Genomic DNA, 19,721 nt, shown 5'->3' on the forward strand with positions numbered 1-19,721 from the left:
CCAGGCTCATACTTTGGGGATGGTCGCGAGGTTGTTCTTGACGACGTCCCGCGCCTTGTCCGCGACGAGCCCCAGGTGCTCGAGGTCGCCGAGATTCCTCATCACGAGGATCTCGAAGATCTCGCTACGGAAGTCGGCGACGTCGGAGCGCTTGCTCCAGAAGTCGCGGCGGTGGATGGTGCGGCTCGCCAACGCCATGATCTCCCGGGCGGCATCGGCGAAGCGCTCCTCGTGGACGGCCTCCTCCGAGGTGGCCAGTTCCTGGAGGAGGAGACCATAGATCGCGTACTCGGCCGGACTGAAGTTGTGCGGGTTGTCCCGCCGGTCCTCCACCACGTCGGCCATCAGGTCCTTGAGGGCCAGGAGCTGGGCGTCCCAGTCGTCCTTGAGCTCGGTCAGGATCTGCTCCAGCCGCTCGCTGAGACGCTGGTAGCGGGCCGGGTCCTGGCCGGCGTGGACGGTGATGTGGTGCCGCAGGGCATGCTCCATCTCCGAGGCCTTGGCCCGCGAGCCGCCAGTCATCGCCTCCACCTTGGCGGCGAAGTTGGCGGCGGTCAGCGCGACCGGCGGGAGCTGCTGCTCGATGCCGAGCGAGGTGACGTGCTCGTCGATGAGCAGCTTGATCTTCTGTCCGAAGGCGCTCGGGTCGAACTCGCCGCCGTCGATCCGGTAGCGCCGGCTCGCGGTCAGCTTGATCACCGAGAACCGCTTGACATCCTCCAAGTACGGCGTCGCCGCCGGATCGGGCAGCACGGTGTTGACGGTCCGGGCGAGCCTGGCGAACTCTACGGTGAACCGGTCCCGCAGCGCGGGGTCGGCCAGCTCCTGGACACAGCTTTCGACGTCCGTGTGGTCACGGAACATCATCCGCAGCCGCTGCCGCTGCGGATCGAGCTTGGCGATCTCCGTCTTGAGGTCGCGGAGCGCGCCGGCCACGTCGTCGCTCTCTCCGGGTTCGAATTCCTCGTCGGCGTAGACCCTCAGCGCTTCCACGAGGTTCTGCGCCACGCCGCGATAGTCGACTACATACCCGTACGGCTTGCCGTCCGCGGTCCTGTTCACCCGCGCGACCGCCTGGAGCAGGTCGTGCATCTCCAGCTTGCGGTCGAGGTACATGACCTGCTCAATCGGCGCGTCGAAGCCGGTGAGCAGCATCGACTTGACCATGACGAAGGCGATGTCGTTCTCCCCGAAGGGCCGGGTGAAGCCGTCGATGCGGAGCTTCTGCTTGGCCTCGTCGGTCCATTCGGCGTAGCGGTCCTCGTGCTCGGAGTCTCCCTTGGAGATCACCGGCACGAAGTCCATCCGCTTGATGAGGTCGAGCTGCTTGTGGGCCTTGACGAGCTGCGCCTGCCGCGACTTGAGCTCCTCCAGGTTGCGGGTGAGCAGCTGTGGCGGCAGGTTCTCGAGGTCGCGCACCAGCTCGTCGCGGGCCGCCATGAGCGCTTCCCGGTAGCGCACGGTGGTCTCCCGATCGTGCGCGACCACCTGCGCCTTGAAACCCTCGGGCAGTACCTTGTCGACGTAGTGCCGGAGCATGTGCTTGGCCTTGACGTCGACCAGCTTCTGCGCCGCCGAGACGTTCCCCTTGGTCGCCCAGCGCCGCTGGAGCTGCTGCCGCTCCTCCTCTGTCAGGTCCTCGAACTCCTCCTCGAACAGCTGGTCCATGTCCTGGCCGTTCTGGAGCGCGCCCTTGACCTTGAAGCCCTCATAGAGGATCGGCACGATCACGCCGTCCTCCTCGGCCTCCCGCAGGCGGTAGGTGTCGATGAACGAGCCGAAGAGCTCGACGCTGGTCTTGCGCTGCCCCTTCTTCGTCATGATCGGCGTGCCGGTGAAGCCGATCCTGGCCGCGTTGGGCAGGGCCTGCCGGAGGTTGGCCCCCAGGGTGGCGGTGTGTGAACGGTGGACCTCGTCGATCAGCACCACGATGGACTCGTCGGTGTTGACCTCGCCCATGGCGAGCTTGTCGGCGGGCTCACCCTTCTGGTTCTTCTGGATCATCACGAAGACCAGGCCAGGGCCCTTGCGGCCGAGCAGGGTCCTGGCGCGGGCGCTGCTCTTGGCGATGTCGAGCTTCTCATTGCTGAGCTGCATCGTCTCGCTGAGCTGGTCCTGCAGCTGGGTGCGGTCGGTGACGACCACCACCTTGTAGTGCGCCAGCTCCGGGATCGAGCGCAGCCGCCGGACCAGGAAGGTCATGGTCAGGCTCTTGCCAGAGCCCTGGGTGTGCCAGATGATCCCGCCCTTGTGACCGGGCTTGCCGTGCAGCAGCCGGTGCACGGTCCGCTCCACCGCGCGGAACTGCTGGTAGCGCGGCGCCACCTTGACTGTGACGCCCTCGTCGGTGGTCATGAAGGCGACGAAGTTGTGGACGATGTTGAGCAGGTTGGCTGGCTCCAGCACCCCGGCGGCTAGGATCTCCTGCCTGCTCAGCTGCTCCTCGTCCTTGCCGAGCTTCTCGGCGAGCTGGGCCTTGGTCAGCGGGTAGGGGTCGCGCCAGGGCACGTAGTGCTCGGGCTTGGCGGTGAAGGTGCCGACCCTGGCGTCCTCGCCGCTGGTGACCACGGTGAGCTGGACGGCGTGGAAGAGCTTCTGGTTCTCGATGCTGTAGCGCCGGAGCTGGCCGACCGCAGCGTTCAGGTTGCTCTCGGTGGTCTTCTTGCACTCCACGACGACCAGGGGGATGCCGTTGACGAACAGGACCACGTCGGGGACGTTCTGCTGCCTGCCGCCGGTGCCGGGGACGTCCACGCGGAACTGATTGATCGCGGTGAACTCGTTGTTGCCGGGGTTCTGCCAGTCGATGTAGTGGACGGTTCGCGACTTGCCGCTCGCGGGATCCTCGATGGGGATGCCGTTGATCAGTAGCTCGGTGACCTGCTTGTTGGCTTCGAGCAGGTTGGCCGCGGGGACGCGGGTCAGGGCGTTGAACGCCTGGCTGACCTTCAGGTCGTCCAGCCAGTCCCCATTGATCCGCTCGATCGCATCACTGAGCTTGTCCTCGAGGATCACCTCATCAAAGGATCGTCGCCCCGACATCTTGGGGAACATCGGGATCACGGCCCCGTGCTCGGCACCGGCGAGGTGCTGCCAGCCCATGCTCTTCAGCTGCTCGATCAGCGGCCGTTCGACCAGCGTGTACTCATAGTCGGTCACCGTCCGACTCCCCTCGGTGTACCCCCGAACAACATCATCCTTGGATAGATCACTCCGCTCCCGCAGCGGCGCGTGGCCGCCCTGGCGAGGGCTGAAGGCATTCCAGTACGGCTTCCGCTTCTGAAACCCGAATCCGCCCGGTCAACAGGTCTTCCATGAGACCTTGCTTCAGAAGTTTGAGCTTGTTGCGCTCATACTTATGTATGTCGGCTTCTTGTTGAATGGCATCCACCATAACTAGTACGCGATCTTGCTCGGCGAGCGACGGAACGGTGACTCTGAGGTGCCCAACAGACGATCCACTGATCTTCACCATGCTCTCAGAGGTGCCTTGCGCAATTGCTTGAATCTGCCGTCTGACATCGTTACTGAGAAGCAGGAGTTCCAGATACTCGGATCGGCAGTCGTGTGCGGGGACCAAGCGCATCATCAGATCAGGGTAGATACAGGGGCAGCCGATGTCGCGATAAATACCGACGAGGCCAACGAGATCACGAGTGTTGGCACGGCTCATCAATAGATCGCCGTCGTTGAGGAGTGCCGCAGCGTTCCGTCCATCTTTGGCGGGAACGTTTTTCAGTTGCCGAGGATGGAATCCGTCTGGGGTCAGGCAGCCGAGTCCGAGGGCTTGTAGCCCGGTCCACTCATCGACCTCTTTGGGGGAATAGCCGTTTTTGGGAGCCTGTGCAAGATGCATGGCCAGCGGCGTTTTTTCTCCGAAAGTGGAGGTGATGAGATGCTCAGTTAGCCCTCGGCGTCTTGTCTGAAGCTTGCCAACCAGCAGCGAGATTGTCGAAATCTGGGCGTCGAGGGCGTCGAGGATCTCCGCCATCCGCCGCTGTTCGCCTAGTGGGGGAACGAGTAGTGGCGTTTTACGTAACGTGCTATTGGAGAAATTTACCTGTGATTCCGCCATGCCGGTAGTGCGTTCGTCAAGGAATTTTTGCGGCGCGCGCTGAGATAGGAGTCCGGCGAGAATGCGTGGTTCTACTAGGTTGGTGTCGGGGCGCAGAAGAACCATTTTTCCTGAAACGATAACCCTTGGAATGGCGTAGTTTACGTGTGTGACTACTCCAACGCGGTGACGTGGGCCTGCCTTTGTGATGACTATGTCGTCAGCCGATACGGCCAGTTGGCGATTTCCCCAATACTCGGCTGGCAATACTTTATGTGCACTTGCGTCCCATCCTTCCCAGGTGATGGCGGTAGTCTTCAAAAGCCCCCACTCGCGATCGCCATAGATATTCCGTTCTTCGCATGTAGGGCTAGGGCCGGAAACCGCGCTCTTGATTAGATTGCGTAGAGTGAAGCGCTTCCAGCCAACGGGAATGTTGGAGGCATCATGCATAGCCGAGCTCCTTGAGGTAAACGTCCAGCCGAGCGGCGGCAGCCTCACGTTGGGCTTCGAGGTCGCGCAGGGTCACGGCGTACTTGTCGCCCCAGGTACGGAAGGCACCCTCGAAGAGCCGGCGGGCGGCGGAGGTACGGGACTCCAGGCGAGAGGAGAGCTGCGACCGGAAGACGCCGAGGACAAGGTTGCGGCGGGAGCCGTGGCCGAGTGCGGCGGCGGCCATCCGGAGGCGGGGCAGGAAGTGGTCCTCCAGTGCGCCGACCTTTTTCCGGGCGGTAGCCGTACGGGATTTCAATGCCTTGAGCTCGGCCTCGGAGAGCTGCTCTTCGGCGGGCTCGTCCGCCTCCTCGTCTTCCTCGGAAGGCTTGGCCGTGGCTGCCTTGTACTGGGCGTTCAGCTCGGCGTACTCTGCCTCGGCCTCCTCCAATTCGGCGAGGTAGTCGGGGATCAGCGCCGGGACGACGCGGTGGTCGCGGGCCTTACGCTTCTCGGCGGCGACCCTCTGTTTGTCCCAGTATTCAAGCTCCTCCTCGTCCAGCTCGAACGCCGACTCGATGGTGGTCAGCCAGCCTTCCACCACGCCCTCGAAGCCGTTGAGGTCGAGGGTTTTGATGTCGTACTGCGCCTCACCCCACCAGGCGGCAACCACGCCGGCCAGGTCGAAGCGGTCGAGAATGCCCAGCGGCTTGAGCTCGGTGACGAAGGAGTCGAGGAGCTCGGCGCGGACCTCCATGACCTTGTGCGTGTCGGGCAGCTCGATCAGGCGCTTGCTGTGCCGTACCCACCAGTCGGAGAACGCCTGGCGTAGGCGCTCCTTGGCGGGAGCGGCAAGCGAGGGAAGACGCTCGGCCGTCGCCTTCCAGCCCTCGGGGAGGAAGTCGTAGTAGTCGGCGTCCCGCTCGGTGAACAAAACAGCCGGGTCGATGCCGAACGCCCGGAAGAGTCCAGCCTTCGCCTCGACCTCGGACTTGGGGACGCCGCCGTGGAGGTGGGCGCGGACGTCCTGGGGCTCGGGCGGGGGCGTGTTGTCGACGTAGCGCCGGATGTTGAGGTTAAAGTCGTTCTCGCGCAGTTCCTTAATGTCCACGACCCGGGCGAAGCCGGGGATGTCGCGGTACTCCTCGTAGGCAGCGACGATCTTCTCGGCATGCTGGGGGTCCAGGTAGTTCTGTGCCCGGCCGGCCGTGAACTCCCGGTCGGCGTTGATGAACAGCACTTTGCCGCGCCGCTCGGGCGGGCGCGGGGCGGTACCGCGCAGGACGAGGATGCAGGCCGGGATGCCGGTGCCGTAGAACAGGTTGGGCGCCAGGCCGATCACCGCTTCCAGGCGGTCGTCCTTGATGATGCCTTCCCGGATCTCCTTCTCCTTGCCGCCGCGGAAGAGCACACCGTGCGGCATGACTGTGGCGCCGAGGCCGTCGGGCGTGAGAACGGCCAGCACATGCTGGGCGAACATGAGGTCCGCCTTCTTGCCGGTCTCGGGGGCGAAGCCGTATTTGAAGCGCTCCTTGTGCTTCATGTCGGCTGTGGAGTAGTTCAGCGAGAACGGCGGATTGGTGAGGACCCGGTCAAACCGTTCCAGCTCGCCGTTCTTGATGTGTTTGGGCTCCGCGAGGGTGTCGTCGTTCTCCAGCTTGGCGTTGAGCACGCCGTGGAGGATCATGTTCATCTTCGACACGGCCCAGGTGCCGCCGTTGTACTCCTGCCCGGCCAGGGTCAGGTCGCTGGAGTCCAGGCCGTGCTCGTCGATGTACTCCTTGGCGTGGATGAGCATGCCGGCTGAGCCCGAGCACGGGTCGTAGATGGCATGGCCGGGCTGCGGCTTCACAAGACGTACCATCATCCGGACGACGCCACGCGGGGTGTAGAACTCGCCGCCCTTCTTGCCGGCCGAGTCAGCGAACTGGCCGATCAGATATTCGTAGGCGGCACCGAGCAGATCGGGGAACTCGAAGTCCTGGTTGCGCAGCCGTACCCGGGAGAAGTGATCGATGAGCTGCTGCAGCCGCTTGTCCGGGATCGTCGACTGGCCGACCTTGCGGGTGAAGTCGATGTGCTCGAGTACGCCTTCCAGGGCGTCGATGTTCTCCTGCTCCAGCGCACCGAGCGCCTTGTTGAGCATGTCGCCGACGTTCTTCTCGCGGGAGCGGTTCCTGATGTACCGCCAGCGGGCCTCTTCGGGCATGTAGAACTTGTCACCCCGGTAGAAGTCGCGCACCTCCGCCATCCGCTCGGCTTCCTGCTGGCTCTTGCCCTGAGCCACCCACTTCTTGATGAGCTCCTCGCGGACCGCGTCGAACTGGTCGGAAGCCCGCTTCAGGAAGAGCATCCCGAAGATGTACTCCTTGAACTCCGAGGCGTCCATCTTGCCGCGGAGGATGTCGGCAGCACCGAACAGGTGCCGCTCGAGCTGCGGCAACGTCAGCTTCGCCACGTGGTGGCCTTTCCCTCGATCGGTCTGAGACTTGCATCGGTAGTCGCCCGCACGGCGGGTCTACCAGTCTTCCAACGGCTGAGCGACCATGGAGGCACTTCCTCGGCTAGCAGACGCGGACGGTAGCCATTGTAGCGCCACGAGCATTCCATGTGAAACCACTATTCTTATTGTGTACTGGGGTCACAATCTCCGAGCATGTTTTCGAAGATGGCAGAACCAAGCCCTTCCAGCTTCACGAGGAGCGCCTGCTCGGCCTTGATGCGTGCATCGATCGCACTGATCGTTCCCACGACTGCGGCTTGCTGGCGCAGGGGTGGTACGTGTACTGGCAGCCGGCGTAGCGTGCTCGCGTGAGCCCACAGGACCGTCCCGGGTGGGGCCTGTCCTGTGAGTTCGGCCAGAACGGGTGGGTGAGACAGATACAAGGCCAAGTAGGTGGGCATGACCTGTTCGGACCTCGGCCTAAGGCGCAGGCATGACGAGCTGTAGAGCCACCCGGTTTGCTCCGGTTCGATGACAGCGGTTCGGCCGAGAGCCCCTTGGCGGACGAAGAGCACATCTCCTTGACGCAGCGCGAATCGCGCCAACTGCCCTGCTTCCTTCCTGGAGAGTCGCCGCAGATTCTCCCTGATCACTTCGCGTCTAGCGGAGAGATCGGAAGGTGTGAGCACGGGGACGCCGTCCTTGTTGTCATGCAGGTTTTCCAGCAATGAGCCCGAAGGGCCGACGGTCACCTCGCAGAGGTCACCAAGAAGGATTCGCCTGGATGCGATCACGCCTGTTCACCGCTTACTCATATCGGGTGCGGGTGGAATGACCGGTGGGGATCCGGGAGAGCGTATGGCCCCGGATCCCCACCGAGTGCTACGCCCTACGCGCCCTGTCCGACAGCAGAGTCCGTGCCGTCATCTCCACACAGACGCCTATCACGGCCGCCGACGCCGCCAGCAGGATCTCCTGCGCACGCTGCGAGGCTGACGCCCCGACAACGATCAGTGCGATGATCACGATGGCTAAGCGCGCGATTCCCCTGGTCCGCGACAGCCGTGAGGGTCCATGATGGCCTCTGACGCACCTCATAGAGGACGTCCTTTCTGTCCCGAACGGGACTCCCGGGCCGCGCCGCCCTTGCGGGCCGCAAACCAAGCAGGGCGGTGCGGCTGCTCTAGCCACGCATCGCAAGTCTCGGCAAGCGTGAGTTGGTAGCACTCCCGATGCCGCTATCACGTGGCCCTACAGATCTAAGCACATCTTCTTGTGCGTATCCAGATAATGTAAATTCTGCAGCACGGCGTCTCTCGTTCGTCTGCGAGGTCGTGTCGGCTGCCAACGTGCACGAGCGGTCCATGCCTCATGGACGTCCTCCTCTTGAACTGGGGCGCCGCGCCATGCACTTCGCCGTGACTGGTCGCCCGCCTTCGGTGGGCCGTGCGCCTGGACTGTCGCGACCCAGGTCGGCAACCACCAGCCCGACCTGCTGGTACTGCCCACGTCGCCGCAACCGTCGCGCACCTGACCGCCACCATTAGAATGCTTGCATATCGAGTTCACAGCAGATATCGTCGTCGACGATGCAGCAGATGCGCATAGGGGCTGCGATGCGATCCCTTCGTAATGGCCGGGCGATCCACTTACTTGACATCGAGAACCTGCCTGCGTCTCCTTCGCCCACGGCGGCGGAGGTCGCGCAAACCATGACCGAATATCTGCAGCGGGTGCCGGTCGGACCGCTGGACCAGTTCGTCGTCGGGGTCAACCCCCGCTCCCTGGTCGAGGTCGGCCGAGTGATCCTCGGCGCCCAGATCCTCACCCGTTCCGGCCCGGATGGCGCCGACAGCGTGCTGACCGAGACGACCGCATCGACCTGCATTTCGAGCGTGTCGTTATCGGCTCGGGAGACGGCTACTTCGGCGATCTGGTCACGTGGCTGAACGCGCACGACGTCCGCGTCACGGTAGTGTCCCGGCCCTGCTGGCTGAGCTGGACGCCTCTATGTCGTGACCAGCGACATCACCTACCTGGACGCGGCCCTCGCCGCCTGATCACGAAGGACGCTCCATGACTTACCAACCCCCCATGCCCCCGCCTGCCCGGCGCGGCTTCTCGGGTGCGGCCGTCGCGCTGTCGCCCTCCTCGCCTTGGCGCCGGCCGCCTCGGCGGCGTCGCCGAGGGCAGAGTGAGCAGCTCGTTCACAGTACGGCGGCGCCGCAGTCGGCGAGCACCACCAAAGCCGCCCAGGCCAAGCCGGAGGACACCCAGTTGCCTGAGCCTGCCCACACCAGGCCCAAGTACGTCAAACTCCCCGCCATCCGAGGACAGAACGCCGTGATCATCAAGCAGTGGCTCGTCGACCAGGGCTGGGATGAGTTCACCAAGAGCAAGCTGGGCCGCAGGATCCCTGCGACAGAACTGTGCTGCTGCCGGAGAACTGGACGGTCACCAAGCAGTCCCACCTTCCCGGCAGCAAGGTCAAGGTCGGCACCACCATCGTGCTCACGTGCGCGAAGGAATCCTGATGGCATCCGTCGTCCTCCGTGAGGGAGTCGTGGTGCCCCCGCGCGACGCGCTCGAATGGGCCGTCGGCGGCCTGCCGTACGTCGGTTCTCTCCTGGTGGAACTCGTTGACGGCAACTGGTACGTCCAGGTCGTGGAGATCGTCGAGGTCGACCACTACCTGATGGAGCGTCGGGCGGGCAGTGTGGGACGGCATCTGTGCGCCGTCGCTCACTCTGGGAGGACCTTATTCGCGCGCTGCTGGGATTCGAGCAGCGCGACGAGATCTGGATGGCCGGTTTCACCTGGGAAGTGCTGGGGTCCGATGCAACGACCGGTTACGCCTCTTTACCGCCTCACCATCCCATGTCATCCGAGTCGGCTAGCCACCGAAGGGTTCGAAAGCCTGAAACCACTTTCGGACAAGGAGCACGATGACCTTAGAGGCATTGAAACGAATAGCTCGGCGACCTCACGACCGGATTCCACCCATGTCCATGGCATCCGGCATCGACAGGTGATAAACCATTGCGACATGCTCGCATTGGACCGCTCCGTGAGCATCTATAGGCATTTCCGGAGGGCGAATGAGCACGGTCGACCGCGTGGCGGTGATCGCGGAGGAACAGCAGGCCGTCAGCCACATCTACGCCTGCTTCGAACAGGACCTGAAGGCCGTCGATGACTTCCGGCGCGGGCACAAGGACGACTGTCCGGACGCGGGTTTGTCTCCCTTCTCCGATGTGCCGCGGGAGTATGGCCGCCGGGAGGACACCGGCCCTCTCGCTCTGGCAACCATGCGGGTGGACCTGACCAAGGACCCGGATGACAAGCTCACCTGGTACATCGGCCGGGCAACGGTGCGGGACGAGAATCGCGATCTCGTATTGATCAAGTGGACGAACCCGCAGGCCAAGAAATGGCGTCTGGCCACGCCCGACGAGCCTGGCGACGTACGTCTGCAGCGGCAACTTCGCTGCGAGGGCCGCACGGTCGTCGACTACAGCGACACCGAGATCCAGGTCATCACTTCCGAGGGGAAAACGGTCCCCGCGCCGACCGGCGAGGAGGAGCCGGATCCGTTCCTGCTCGCCGACCTCGACTTGGCCCGCGATGGTGTCATGCGGGACATCGTCGAGACGATCCAGCGGCACCAACTCCGCCTGGTCGCAGACGAACGCAAGGGCCTGCTGGTGATCCAGGGTGGCCCAGGCACCGGCAAGACCGCGGTCGGTCTCCACCGGGTCACCTGGTTGCTGGACAACGGCCACTTCACCCCCGACCAGGTGCTCGTCATCGGTCCGCATAAAGGCTTCCTCCGGTACGTCCGTGACGTCCTTCCCCGGCTTGGCAGCCACGGTGTCGCCACCGTCGAAGTGGCCCAGCTCTGGCCCGGCGAGGTCCGCGGGAACGACCCCGCTGAGGCGCGCCTGGCCAAGTCCGACGATCGGATGGCGCGAATCCTGCACAACGCGGTGGAGGGACTGATCAGGGAAGATCTGCTTTCGCGGGAGGAAGTGTCCTTCTCGTTCCGCGGGGCGACGCTGCGCATCGACCAGGAAGAGCTGACCCGGTTGATGGGGGAGGCGCGCCAGGCCGCCGGGCCCTACCACGTACGGCGTCGCCGGTTCATCGACACAACGGTGGACTGGCTGATGAGGCAGTACGCAGAGGCGACCAGGACCAGGTCCAACGACGACAGGTTCCGCAGCCAACTGGAAAGGCACGCTTCACTCGCCGCCGTGTTCAACCGGGTGTGGCCTTCCACGACTCCGGAGCAGATCCTTCGCAGCCTGCTGGCGGACACCGAGGCGCTTCGCTCAGCTGCCTTCGGCGTGTTGACCCTCCGTGAGCAAGAGGCAATCTTACGGCCGCAGGCCAAGAAGGTCGCCGAGGAACCGTGGTCGGCCGAGGATCTGGTGTGTCTGGACGAGCTGCACTGGTTGCTGTCCGGGGACGAGGGGCAACGCTTCCGCCACATGGTGATCGACGAGGCGCAAGATCTGACTCCCATGCAGGCGCGGTCGCTCGCCAGGCGGTGTCCGACCGGCTCCATGACCGTACTGGGCGACCTGGCCCAGAGCACCGGAATTCGTCAGTACGACGTCTGGGAGCGCCTGGCCGGCATTCTCAGCGGTGCTGACGGCTGGAACATGGCCGAACTCGCCACCGGATATCGCGTGCCGACGGAGGTGATGACGTTCGCCGCCAGGCTGGGTAGAGCGATCTCTCCCTCCACGGCGATCCCGGTCCCGGTGCGTCCGCCATCCGCCAATGCTCTGGACGTTCGGTCGGTCACCCGCCAGCGGATTGTCTCCGAGGCCGTCAACCGGGCACTTGGACTCGCAATGAGGGACGGAGACCAGGCCAGATCGGTCGCGGTCATCACACCCGCCGAGGACGACTTCCTCACCGAGATCACCCGTGAGGTCGCCGCCGCCCAGGACTCGACGCTCCCGGAAATCGCTCAACAGGTCACCGTCCTGCCCGCCCAGCTCGCCAAGGGTCTCGAATTCGACCATGTCGTCGTGGTCGAACCACAGCGGCTGGCGCAGCAGGGCGCGGTGGGGCTCAGGCGGCTCTACATCGCGCTCACCCGATGCACGCAGACGCTGACCGTCCTGCACTCGGCTCCGCTTCCGCCCGAGCTAGGTGGGCCTGCCACGACGGCGCTAGCCCGTGCCGAGAAGGTCGAGGCCATCCCCCAGACGGCGCCCGAATATCGTGATCGCGATCAGTTGGTTGGCGCGTTGAAGGAGCGGGTGGCAGCCGATCGCAAGCAGCCGACTCATCGCCGCATCAAGCACCTGTTGATGGGTGAACTGTTCGGCAACGAACTCGAGCCACAGCCGGATGGTGAGTTCGCGGACATTGTCTGCAAGACCGAACGCGGTCTTGCGATCTATGTGGTCTCGCCTCGTGAGCTCAGGACCTATGCGGAACTTCGCAACGAAGCCGTCCGCCTCCTGGAGATCGAGTGGGCAGGCGGCAGCCAGGCCGATGACCTGTTCCTGGTTCTGCCGAAGGAGCCCCAGGATCTGTGGGCGGTCGATCTCATAGAGCAGGCATTCAAGGTATCGGTCATCTGGAAGACCTCAACCGGCTGGGACGGCCCGCTTGTCGGCGTTGCCCTGGGGCAGCCGAGCTGATCACCGGGGTGTGCCGAGTAGCGCAAGCCTATTGGAACGCCTACCTTCACCGTTGAAGGAGCCTGACGTACTGCAATGCGGGCCTCATCTCTCCGGCGCGACCGCATCCAACAAGATCAGTAGTTCGTTGATGGCCTCGTACTGCTCCTTGGACAAAGCGTCCAAGGAGAAGTGCATCAGCGCATTTCGAACCTGCCCGACTTTTTCCAGGAGGCTCAGCAGGGTGGAATGGTCGATCTTCCACCCAAGAGTTTGCCAGCGCGCTGGATCCTCAAGCAGGTACCTGTAGTTCCCGAACGTGAGATCATTCGGCGAGTGCACCTTCGCTTGCTGGTGTTTGGGGACCGCAGCTCGGAGGTCTTGTGCACTGAAGACCTCGGCGGCCCTCCGAAGCCGGCCTTCTGCGTTCTCGATCAGCAGGAAGGGCTTTGCGTGTTGCCCGAACTGGCCGGTCAAGTCTGCGGCTGTCACGATTCCCGTGACGCTCTTACGGTCACTGCTTCTGACGAGGACGAAGCCGTCACGCCGGATGTATTCGATCAGGTCAAGCACATTGGCGTCATGGTCTACAACATTGGCTGGAGTCATCGCGTCCGCCAGGGTTGGGTCGTCGGAAGCGATGTATGCCTTGCCGATCGACTCCCAGGTCACCGCACCGTGAAGTGTGCCGTCATCATCGATGACGGCGAGTTGCGAAAACCCCTTCCGTAACATCAGGGTTCTGACTGCGGTCAGGGTTGTGCCGGGCGGTACCAACACCAGCTTGGATGGCAGGCTCCCGAGCCGCAGCTTGCCAGAAGTCTCTTTGGCGGCGGCCTCGCTGATGGCTTCTCCATCCGCAACTGACGCATCGGACTCGTCCGACTCGTTCTCGAGGGGTACCAGGGCAACCTCGGTATCCACCGACCCCTCGGTGAAGTATGGGCGCGTCGTCAGCCCAACGTCTGCCAGCTCGCCGCTGATCATCTCGATCGCGGCGGCAGTGCGTCGCCACACTCCCCAATGAGCGAGGAGATTGCGGATGGTCAATGACATCGGGTTGTTTGGATTGACTTCAGCCCGCCTGACCGCTTCCTCCAGAAGCTGGCCAGCATCGGTGATCTCCGGCTCACCCTCGATGCCAGCGTCGACACCTGTTTCGGCAAAGTGGGCGATCCGGCTTGGAGCCTCATGGCGTCGCAGCCTGGAGACGGTGAGCAGCGAGCCGATGCTTGCGCGCAGATCCGACTTCAGAGCCCCACGGAGTCGTCGCTCCGGGAACCATTGAACAGCCCGAACGTGGGGAAACTCGTCGCCTTCCCCTGACCGGTACTCGTAGTGGCCGATCACTCGACCGATTGCGATCTTGCCGGGTTCGGTCTTCAACGGCATGACGACGAGATCACCGGACTCCATCTCCCGAGTGAATCCCCACAGCTGGCTGGTCACGTTTCCGGGCGGTGACTCGGGATAGGCGCCGGCGACGGCCGCTCGAAGCTGGTCCTTTGTGGCGTAGGCCCCGAGATCACCGAGTCCCGACCAGCCGATTATCGCCAGCCCTTCTTTAAGGGCACGCGACTCGACTTCGCCGTCCTGTCCGCCGCGAACCACCCATGCCGCAGGTCCGCGACCCTGCCTCGACGTACTCACCGCACCGTCCACACAAGAGGTCTCAGGGCTGAGCCGTTCCCATCCGGGTAACCGATCCCGAAGCCTCAGGAATCGCGACGTGCACAGCCGTCTCTTACCCTGCTCACGTCTTAGCAATGCACTGCGTTACTCATAACCAAATTCATGGCCCGCTCAGGTCAGCTGTGACTATTGAATGTCACAAGGGACGGCCGCGGCAATCGTACGGCACGCTGCCCGAGCATGCCAGCCAGGGCAGCAGCGGGCCCCCTGGCCGAGGAGCATCACAGCCCCATGATGCAGCCAGAGCGAGGAGCCAAATAAATTGAGCCAACTCAGGTAGAGCTCTTCAGCCAGGATGGTTGGCCTGAATAGAGGTCACCTGTCTACGGGTAACGTCACCACGGCGAGGTCGCTGGTGATCACTGAGCTACTGCTGGCCAGTGCGGCTACGAGTTCGCCCATGAGTGCCTCCGGCAGCCGTCCGCGTTCCAGCCCGCTCATATGAAGAATGCGCGTGAGAGCGACGGCGTCATTCTCTCCCAGCGACCTCGCGAATCCGGGGTGCCCGAGCAGTTCCCGGGCGGCATAGCCATCCTGGGACGCCACCACCCGCCTGATCAGTGCGTCGGCCACCGCGCGTCCCTCCGGACATTCCACGCCGCCGACGGCGTCGATTACTGACAGACCCAGGCGGGTTCGGAACACGACCATGCTGGGCGCAGTGTGGTCGAGCATCTGGTAGCGATCCAGCATCACGGAGAGGGCCTCGCCTTCCGCACCTCCGGGTCGGCAGAGTGCGGCCAGGCACGCGGTTACCGCGTCCTCCCACGGCTCGCCTGGCTGGGTGGCCTTCAGCACTTTCCTGGCCGTGGTCAGCTCGCCGGCCATGGTGTGCGCGATGACCGCGACTTGGCGGCCATCGAGCATGCGCTGGCCGACGCCATTGTGATGGCGCAGGTGGTCGAGGGCGTCCTGCCATCGGCCTGCGGCCGTCAGGGCGCGAGTGCCGTCGGCGAGATGGACGGTCCACAGCCACCGGAGGAGCTCCTGACGATCGTCCGCGGTGGCGGTGAGCTCGGACACGGGCACAGTCAGCCCATCGATGACGGTGTCGGTGCTCGTCGCGACCGCTTCGTACAGGCTGTTGAGCATCTTGAACGCGTTGGCGCCGTCATCGGCGCGGATACGTAGACGAACGAGGTTGACGAGGGGTTCGAGGGCATGGCGGGCGGCGGTGCCGTCAAGTGGGCGCATGCGCAGGTAGGTATCGGCGTGCTGGTGGCACCAGTACCGGGCCAGGTCGGGGAGGCCGAGGTCGCTGGCCAGGAGAGCGGCCTGGTTGAAGACGGTTGAGGCCGCCGATCGATCGCTGCTGCGTTCGGCTGAGCGGGCCAGCTCGCACAGGTGACGTACGCGTGCTTCGAGTGGGGCGCAGGCCGGGCGGGGCCGGGCGACGAGCGGAAACCGCGCGAAGGTCTCTGTGAGATTCATCCCTGCCTATCCCCGTCCCGGGAGAACCTGTTGAACACCGTGTGGACCGCGAGCGCGGCGATGACCGATTGATCGCTGCTCGGTAGTCCCGCCCGGTTCGCGTGGAAGATCAGATGGTGGGCGAGGACAGCGCGGAAGCCGCGCTGCAGCCGGCCCTGAGCGGCGAGGTCGGCCAGGGCTTGCCCGGCTTCCTCGAAGGCGGTCACCCACAGGCGGTAGGCGGCCAGCGGAGCGTCCTCGGCGTCACACATGGCTCGCACGTCCGCCGTCAGGAGGCGGTGCATGGCCCGGGACAGTTCGGCCTCGCGTTCCGGCGGCCAGACAGTCTCGCCGGGCCGGTGCTCGGCGACCTTGGCCCAGACGTCGCCCTGCTCGTACCAGTCGAGGCCGGCGGCGCGCATCAGTACGGCGGACAGCAGAATCGCCGTCTCCCGCCGTCCGAGCGCGGAGGAGGGGTAGGCGGCGCGAGCCAGTACGTGGCGGCTGTCGCGATGAAACAGCTCATGGGCGATCCGCATGGCCTCTGGGCCGCCGAAGGCGTGTGTTTCCGGTTCGTAGACGAGGTGCCTGACGTCGTCGATGTGCCGCTTGCTCTTGAGGTCCTCAAGACGACGACGCAGGTGGGCACCGGCCTGAGCAGCGTCACGGCCAGGCAGGTAGCGCATGCGCCAGCAGGGCGCCTTGCGGATGAAGAACCAGGCGGTGATGAATCCTTCGGTCTCCGCCTCGGTCATCAAGGGAGCGAGGTGTGCCACGGCGGTCTGCTCGGCAGTGGCCCAGTTCGGGAAGGCGACGTTGACCTGACGCCAGGGGCAGGGGTCCATCGGGGTTGGCTCCTGTGCTCAGGCCAGCAAGAGAAAGGCGTCCCAGCCCGACGCCACGGCGTCGGAGCCGACAGTGTGCAGGGCGAGCGCCGCCCCCGCGGTGCCGTCCAGGAGCTCGGGGTCGGGCAGGGGGTAGGCGAGCTGCTCCGCGAGCCGGGTGGTAAGGCCGGGGAGTTCGGCAGCGATGTGTGGGGTGCGGGCGTCGGAGGCCATTCGCCAGGCGGCTTGAAGCAGTCCGGCCTTCCCGTGACAGAGCCCGATCTCGGGAAGCAGATCGAGTTGTGCAGGGTCACGGAGCACGACGAGTATCGCGTCCTCCGCTGTCTGCTGTCGCGCGGTGTCTCGGAGCGCTATGCCGGCCAGTTGTTGAGCGCGGGCCGTACCGGCGATTCCGTAGCACCAGGAGGGCCGGGGCCGCAGCGACGGCCTAATGTGCTGCTCGCGGACCTGGTCCATGCTGATGAAGCCGGGCCACCACGGTCCCGCGTCGTCCTGCTGTCGCCAGAGATCCGTCCACGCGCAGATCCGCTCGATCGCGTCGGTCATCGCCGCGACGGGCACGTTGCGCAGTACGGCCAGCGACAGTAGGGCCAGGACCGAGCCGATGCCGTGGGACAGGCCGAAGTTCCCGTGCCCTTGCGGATACTCCGGGCTCGGTCCGCCATTGGGCGCGACGTTCGTCCACCATGGCGGAAGCTCAGTCCCCGAAGGCAGCGGTTCGGTCAGACGCACCAGGTAGGACAGTACGTCGTGGGTGATCGGGTGGTCCGGGTGGCGTCGCAGGTGGTAGGCGCCCAGGCCGGTCAGTCCGCGGATCAGGTCGAACTCCTTCATCATGGGCTGGTCGCCTCCGTCGATGCGTGCGTGCGCCGCTGCCAGGCGCGTACGGGTGATGGTGATGACCGCCTCGTCCAGGGTGGTCAGTGCCCGGCGGTATCTGCCCGACGAGCCGGTGGCTGTGTGCGTGACGAAGGCGAGGGCCGGGGCGCCGAAGAACAAACCTGCGTTGGCCGCCGCGGTCAGCTCTCCGGAGGCGGCCATCGACAGCCAGGCGTGGGCGGTGCTCCAGTCGCCGGTGCCGAAACGCGCGCGTTCGATGTGCAGCAGGGCGATGCCCGCCGCGCCGCCGGCCAGCGACTGCGGCCATGCCCGCCCTCCGATCGGAGAGGAAGTGGTCCACACGTTCGCCGGGTCCGACAGTGCGTCGGCTACGGCCTCGCCCACGGCCGTAACGTCGGACAGGGTTCCGATCATGATCCTCTCCTTGCTCGGGCTGTCCAGCTCAGGGCTGCGGCACGGGCCAGATGAAGGCAGACGCGCTCGTCCTTCAGGGAGGTCCCGGCCATGCGGACGTGGTGCAGATGCAGAAGCTCGGGCAGCAGAACGGCCGTGGGGCTCGTTCCGGTTTCCTCGAGTGCGCGGCGGTAGGCGGCCAGTGCTTGCCGTCGCCGGGACCAGCAGGAGACGAGCTGTACGCCTCCGGGCTCAGTGGCCAGGTCCCGGTGATCGTAGGGGTTGGCCAGCGCGAGAGCTTGGTCGTAGAGCGCGCGGGGCGGGGCAGAGGGCTCAGCTGCGGCGTGTTCGATCAGCCAGCGCAGCGCCTCGGCAGTGTCGCCGATCATGGCGGTGACGATGTCGAACATGCTTGCAGTAGTCAGAGCGCGTACGTCGGGGCCGCCTCTCTCGGCGCTGGCGCTCAGTTGCGCGAGGGCCGCGGCCGAGTCCGCGGCGAAGTACGTCTCGGCCTCGGCCAGTGCTGCCTGACCGCCGAAGCGGGCCGTCTCGGGGAAGTCGGTGTCCCACTGCACGCGTGCGATCAGACCGGAGCGGCGAAGCGTACGGGTCCAGTCGCCTACAAGCGCGAAGCTGTCGGCGGGCACCGTCAGCCGCAGACGCAGGTGCTCTTCAGGGTCCTGGTAGCGCAGGAACCACCATTGGGCCTGGTCACCCAGCTCTTTGAGTAGGCGCGGCAGGTGGTGGATGAGGATTCTGGTTTGCCGGTCCGGGTGACCGTACAGCTTGAGGTAGAGGCGTTCCTCGCAGCCGGGTAGGTGTCCGTGGTCGCGAGTGACGACTTCTGCCCTGCCGAGCCATTCCGGCGTCCTCGTGGCCCTCCGAGCGGAGACCAGCGGCACGACGATCTCATGCACATGACCGCCGATCCATCCCGCCGCGTCGAAGGTGGGGGTGGCGCGTAGCACCGCGTTGCCGGTTCGCTCAAGTTGGGCACGCAGCAGTGCCTGGTGGGCGGGTTCGGACAGGTCCAGGCCGAGGCGTTGATCGCCATCGCCGAGGTAAACCCTCTGCGGCAGGCCGACCTCGTCCCGCCATGTGGTCAGAGCCGCCTCCCAGTCCCGCCCTTCGCGCAGGTCGGCGACTGCGAGCAGCCAGCGGGCGGGAGTCAGGACCGTACGTCCATAGCGCAGCGCTGGGAGGAACGGCAGGCCGGCGGCGGCTCCCCAGTCGAACGAGACGCACGGAACACTGAGCGCGTTCGTGACCTCGGTCAGGAACCGGACCAGCGGATGAGTGCGCTTGACCGGCTCCACCGCGTTGAGCACGAAAGGTTCCACCGGTCGATGCTGGGAGCGAGAGACAAGGTAGAGGCGGTGGATGTCCGCGGTGAGGGCGAGGTCCTCCAGCGCTATGAGCTCTTCGCCGCCATTGTGGTACTCGCCCAGAGGGAGCAGATGTGTCGCCGCGCGAGGGGCGCGGGCGACGTTCTCTGTCTCTATGTGCAGAGCGGGAGAAGAGATCTGCGCTCTGAGCGTGCCGCGGACCGCGGTGGGCAGCTCCGCATAGAGCGCGGACATCCGGGCGCGTTCCTCGTCGTCGAACAGGTGCAGGAACCGCCCGGTCGTGGTGCCGGCCGTACGCGACACCCCGACGATCGCGAGAGTGAACTCGCCTCCGCTCAGGGAGCGAACGCTTGGAGTGTGGACGCGAACGGTCAGTTCGGTAGTGGGCTGAATGGGCCCCTCAGAACCCGTGACCTCCAGATCTGCCACCCTCGACTCATTCAGCAGGATCTCGTGTTGGCCGCGCAGCGCGGCCTTCTGCGCCAACGCCAGCAGCTTCAGGTGATGTCCCGCTGAGTGGTGTAACTCGCTGCTGATCATGTGGGGTCGGCGAGTTGTGGGTTGGTGTGACTATGACGCGGCCAGGGCGGTGTGCGCCAGGGGTTCGGCCGGATCGTCTGCGGGTGG

The 19,721-nt window shown here is 65.0% G+C and carries 11 protein-coding genes; 2 read left to right on the forward strand and 9 right to left on the reverse strand.

The features are described 5' to 3' along the window. Positions 1-6: 6 nt before the first annotated feature. The 4 genes from HHX35_RS39740 to HHX35_RS39755 form a co-directional block, all read right to left on the reverse strand. Complete coding sequence (locus HHX35_RS39740) at positions 7-3,159, reverse strand: type I restriction endonuclease subunit R (protein ID WP_182903752.1); 3,153 nt, start codon at positions 3,157-3,159, stop codon at positions 7-9. A 49-nt stretch (positions 3,160-3,208) separates the two neighbouring features. After that, a complete protein-coding gene (locus tag HHX35_RS39745; RefSeq protein ID WP_182903753.1) occupies positions 3,209-4,507 on the reverse strand; it encodes a restriction endonuclease subunit S in 1,299 nt (432 codons plus the stop codon). Continuing rightward, positions 4,500-6,944 (reverse strand): class I SAM-dependent DNA methyltransferase, encoded by a 2,445-nt coding sequence (locus tag HHX35_RS39750; protein ID WP_182903754.1) that lies wholly within the window; start codon positions 6,942-6,944, stop codon positions 4,500-4,502. Before HHX35_RS39750 ends, HHX35_RS39745 begins: the two co-directional genes overlap by 8 nt. Before the next feature lie 167 nt (positions 6,945-7,111). Further along, positions 7,112-7,723: a restriction endonuclease subunit S gene (locus HHX35_RS39755; protein WP_182903755.1), complete on the reverse strand. Its 612-nt coding sequence runs from the start codon at positions 7,721-7,723 to the stop codon at positions 7,112-7,114. A 795-nt stretch (positions 7,724-8,518) separates the two neighbouring features. Here HHX35_RS39755 and HHX35_RS39760 point away from each other — a divergent pair. Then, positions 8,519-8,878 (forward strand): hypothetical protein, encoded by a 360-nt coding sequence (locus HHX35_RS39760; protein WP_182903756.1) that lies wholly within the window; start codon positions 8,519-8,521, stop codon positions 8,876-8,878. A gap of 1,149 nt (positions 8,879-10,027) precedes the next feature. Next, positions 10,028-12,589, forward strand: coding sequence for a UvrD-helicase domain-containing protein (locus HHX35_RS39765; protein ID WP_182903757.1), 2,562 nt, complete (start codon positions 10,028-10,030; stop codon positions 12,587-12,589). 84 nt (positions 12,590-12,673) lie between these two features. Here HHX35_RS39765 and HHX35_RS44965 read toward each other — a convergent pair whose 3' ends face one another. The 5 genes from HHX35_RS44965 to HHX35_RS39790 form a co-directional block, all read right to left on the reverse strand. After that, entirely contained in the window at positions 12,674-14,179 is a 1,506-nt protein-coding gene (locus HHX35_RS44965; RefSeq protein WP_182903758.1) for a CBS domain-containing protein, read from the reverse strand. A 396-nt stretch (positions 14,180-14,575) separates the two neighbouring features. After that, complete coding sequence (locus HHX35_RS39775) at positions 14,576-15,691, reverse strand: hypothetical protein (RefSeq protein WP_182903759.1); 1,116 nt, start codon at positions 15,689-15,691, stop codon at positions 14,576-14,578. Further along, on the reverse strand, positions 15,688-16,515 hold the full coding sequence (locus HHX35_RS39780) for a thiopeptide-type bacteriocin biosynthesis protein (protein WP_182903760.1): 828 nt from the start codon (positions 16,513-16,515) through the stop codon (positions 15,688-15,690). The genes HHX35_RS39775 and HHX35_RS39780 overlap by 4 nt, the downstream gene beginning before the upstream one ends. A gap of 18 nt (positions 16,516-16,533) precedes the next feature. After that, a complete protein-coding gene (locus tag HHX35_RS39785) occupies positions 16,534-17,769 on the reverse strand; it encodes a lanthionine synthetase C family protein (RefSeq protein WP_182903761.1) in 1,236 nt (411 codons plus the stop codon). Beyond that, entirely contained in the window at positions 17,766-19,634 is a 1,869-nt protein-coding gene (locus tag HHX35_RS39790) for a lantibiotic dehydratase (protein ID WP_182903762.1), read from the reverse strand. Before HHX35_RS39790 ends, HHX35_RS39785 begins: the two co-directional genes overlap by 4 nt. Between the last annotated feature and the right edge of the window lie 87 nt (positions 19,635-19,721).

It is taken from the genome of Microbispora sp. H10830 (genome assembly GCF_014161375.1).
Classification (GTDB): Bacteria; Actinomycetota; Actinomycetes; order Streptosporangiales; family Streptosporangiaceae; genus Microbispora; species Microbispora catharanthi.

Bases quoted from the DNA above. Each gene is read 5' to 3' on its own strand.
- HHX35_RS39745 (WP_182903753.1), bottom strand. From the start codon at position 4,507: ATGCATGATGCCTCCAACATTCCCGTTGGCTGGAAGCGCTTCACTCTA.
- HHX35_RS39760 (WP_182903756.1), top strand. From the start codon at position 8,519: ATGCAGCAGATGCGCATAGGGGCTGCGATGCGATCCCTTCGTAATGGC.
- HHX35_RS39765 (WP_182903757.1), top strand. From the start codon at position 10,028: ATGAGCACGGTCGACCGCGTGGCGGTGATCGCGGAGGAACAGCAGGCC.
- HHX35_RS39775 (WP_182903759.1), bottom strand. From the start codon at position 15,691: ATGAATCTCACAGAGACCTTCGCGCGGTTTCCGCTCGTCGCCCGGCCC.
- HHX35_RS39780 (WP_182903760.1), bottom strand. From the start codon at position 16,515: ATGGACCCCTGCCCCTGGCGTCAGGTCAACGTCGCCTTCCCGAACTGG.
- HHX35_RS39785 (WP_182903761.1), bottom strand. From the start codon at position 17,769: ATGATCGGAACCCTGTCCGACGTTACGGCCGTGGGCGAGGCCGTAGCC.
- HHX35_RS39790 (WP_182903762.1), bottom strand. From the start codon at position 19,634: ATGATCAGCAGCGAGTTACACCACTCAGCGGGACATCACCTGAAGCTG.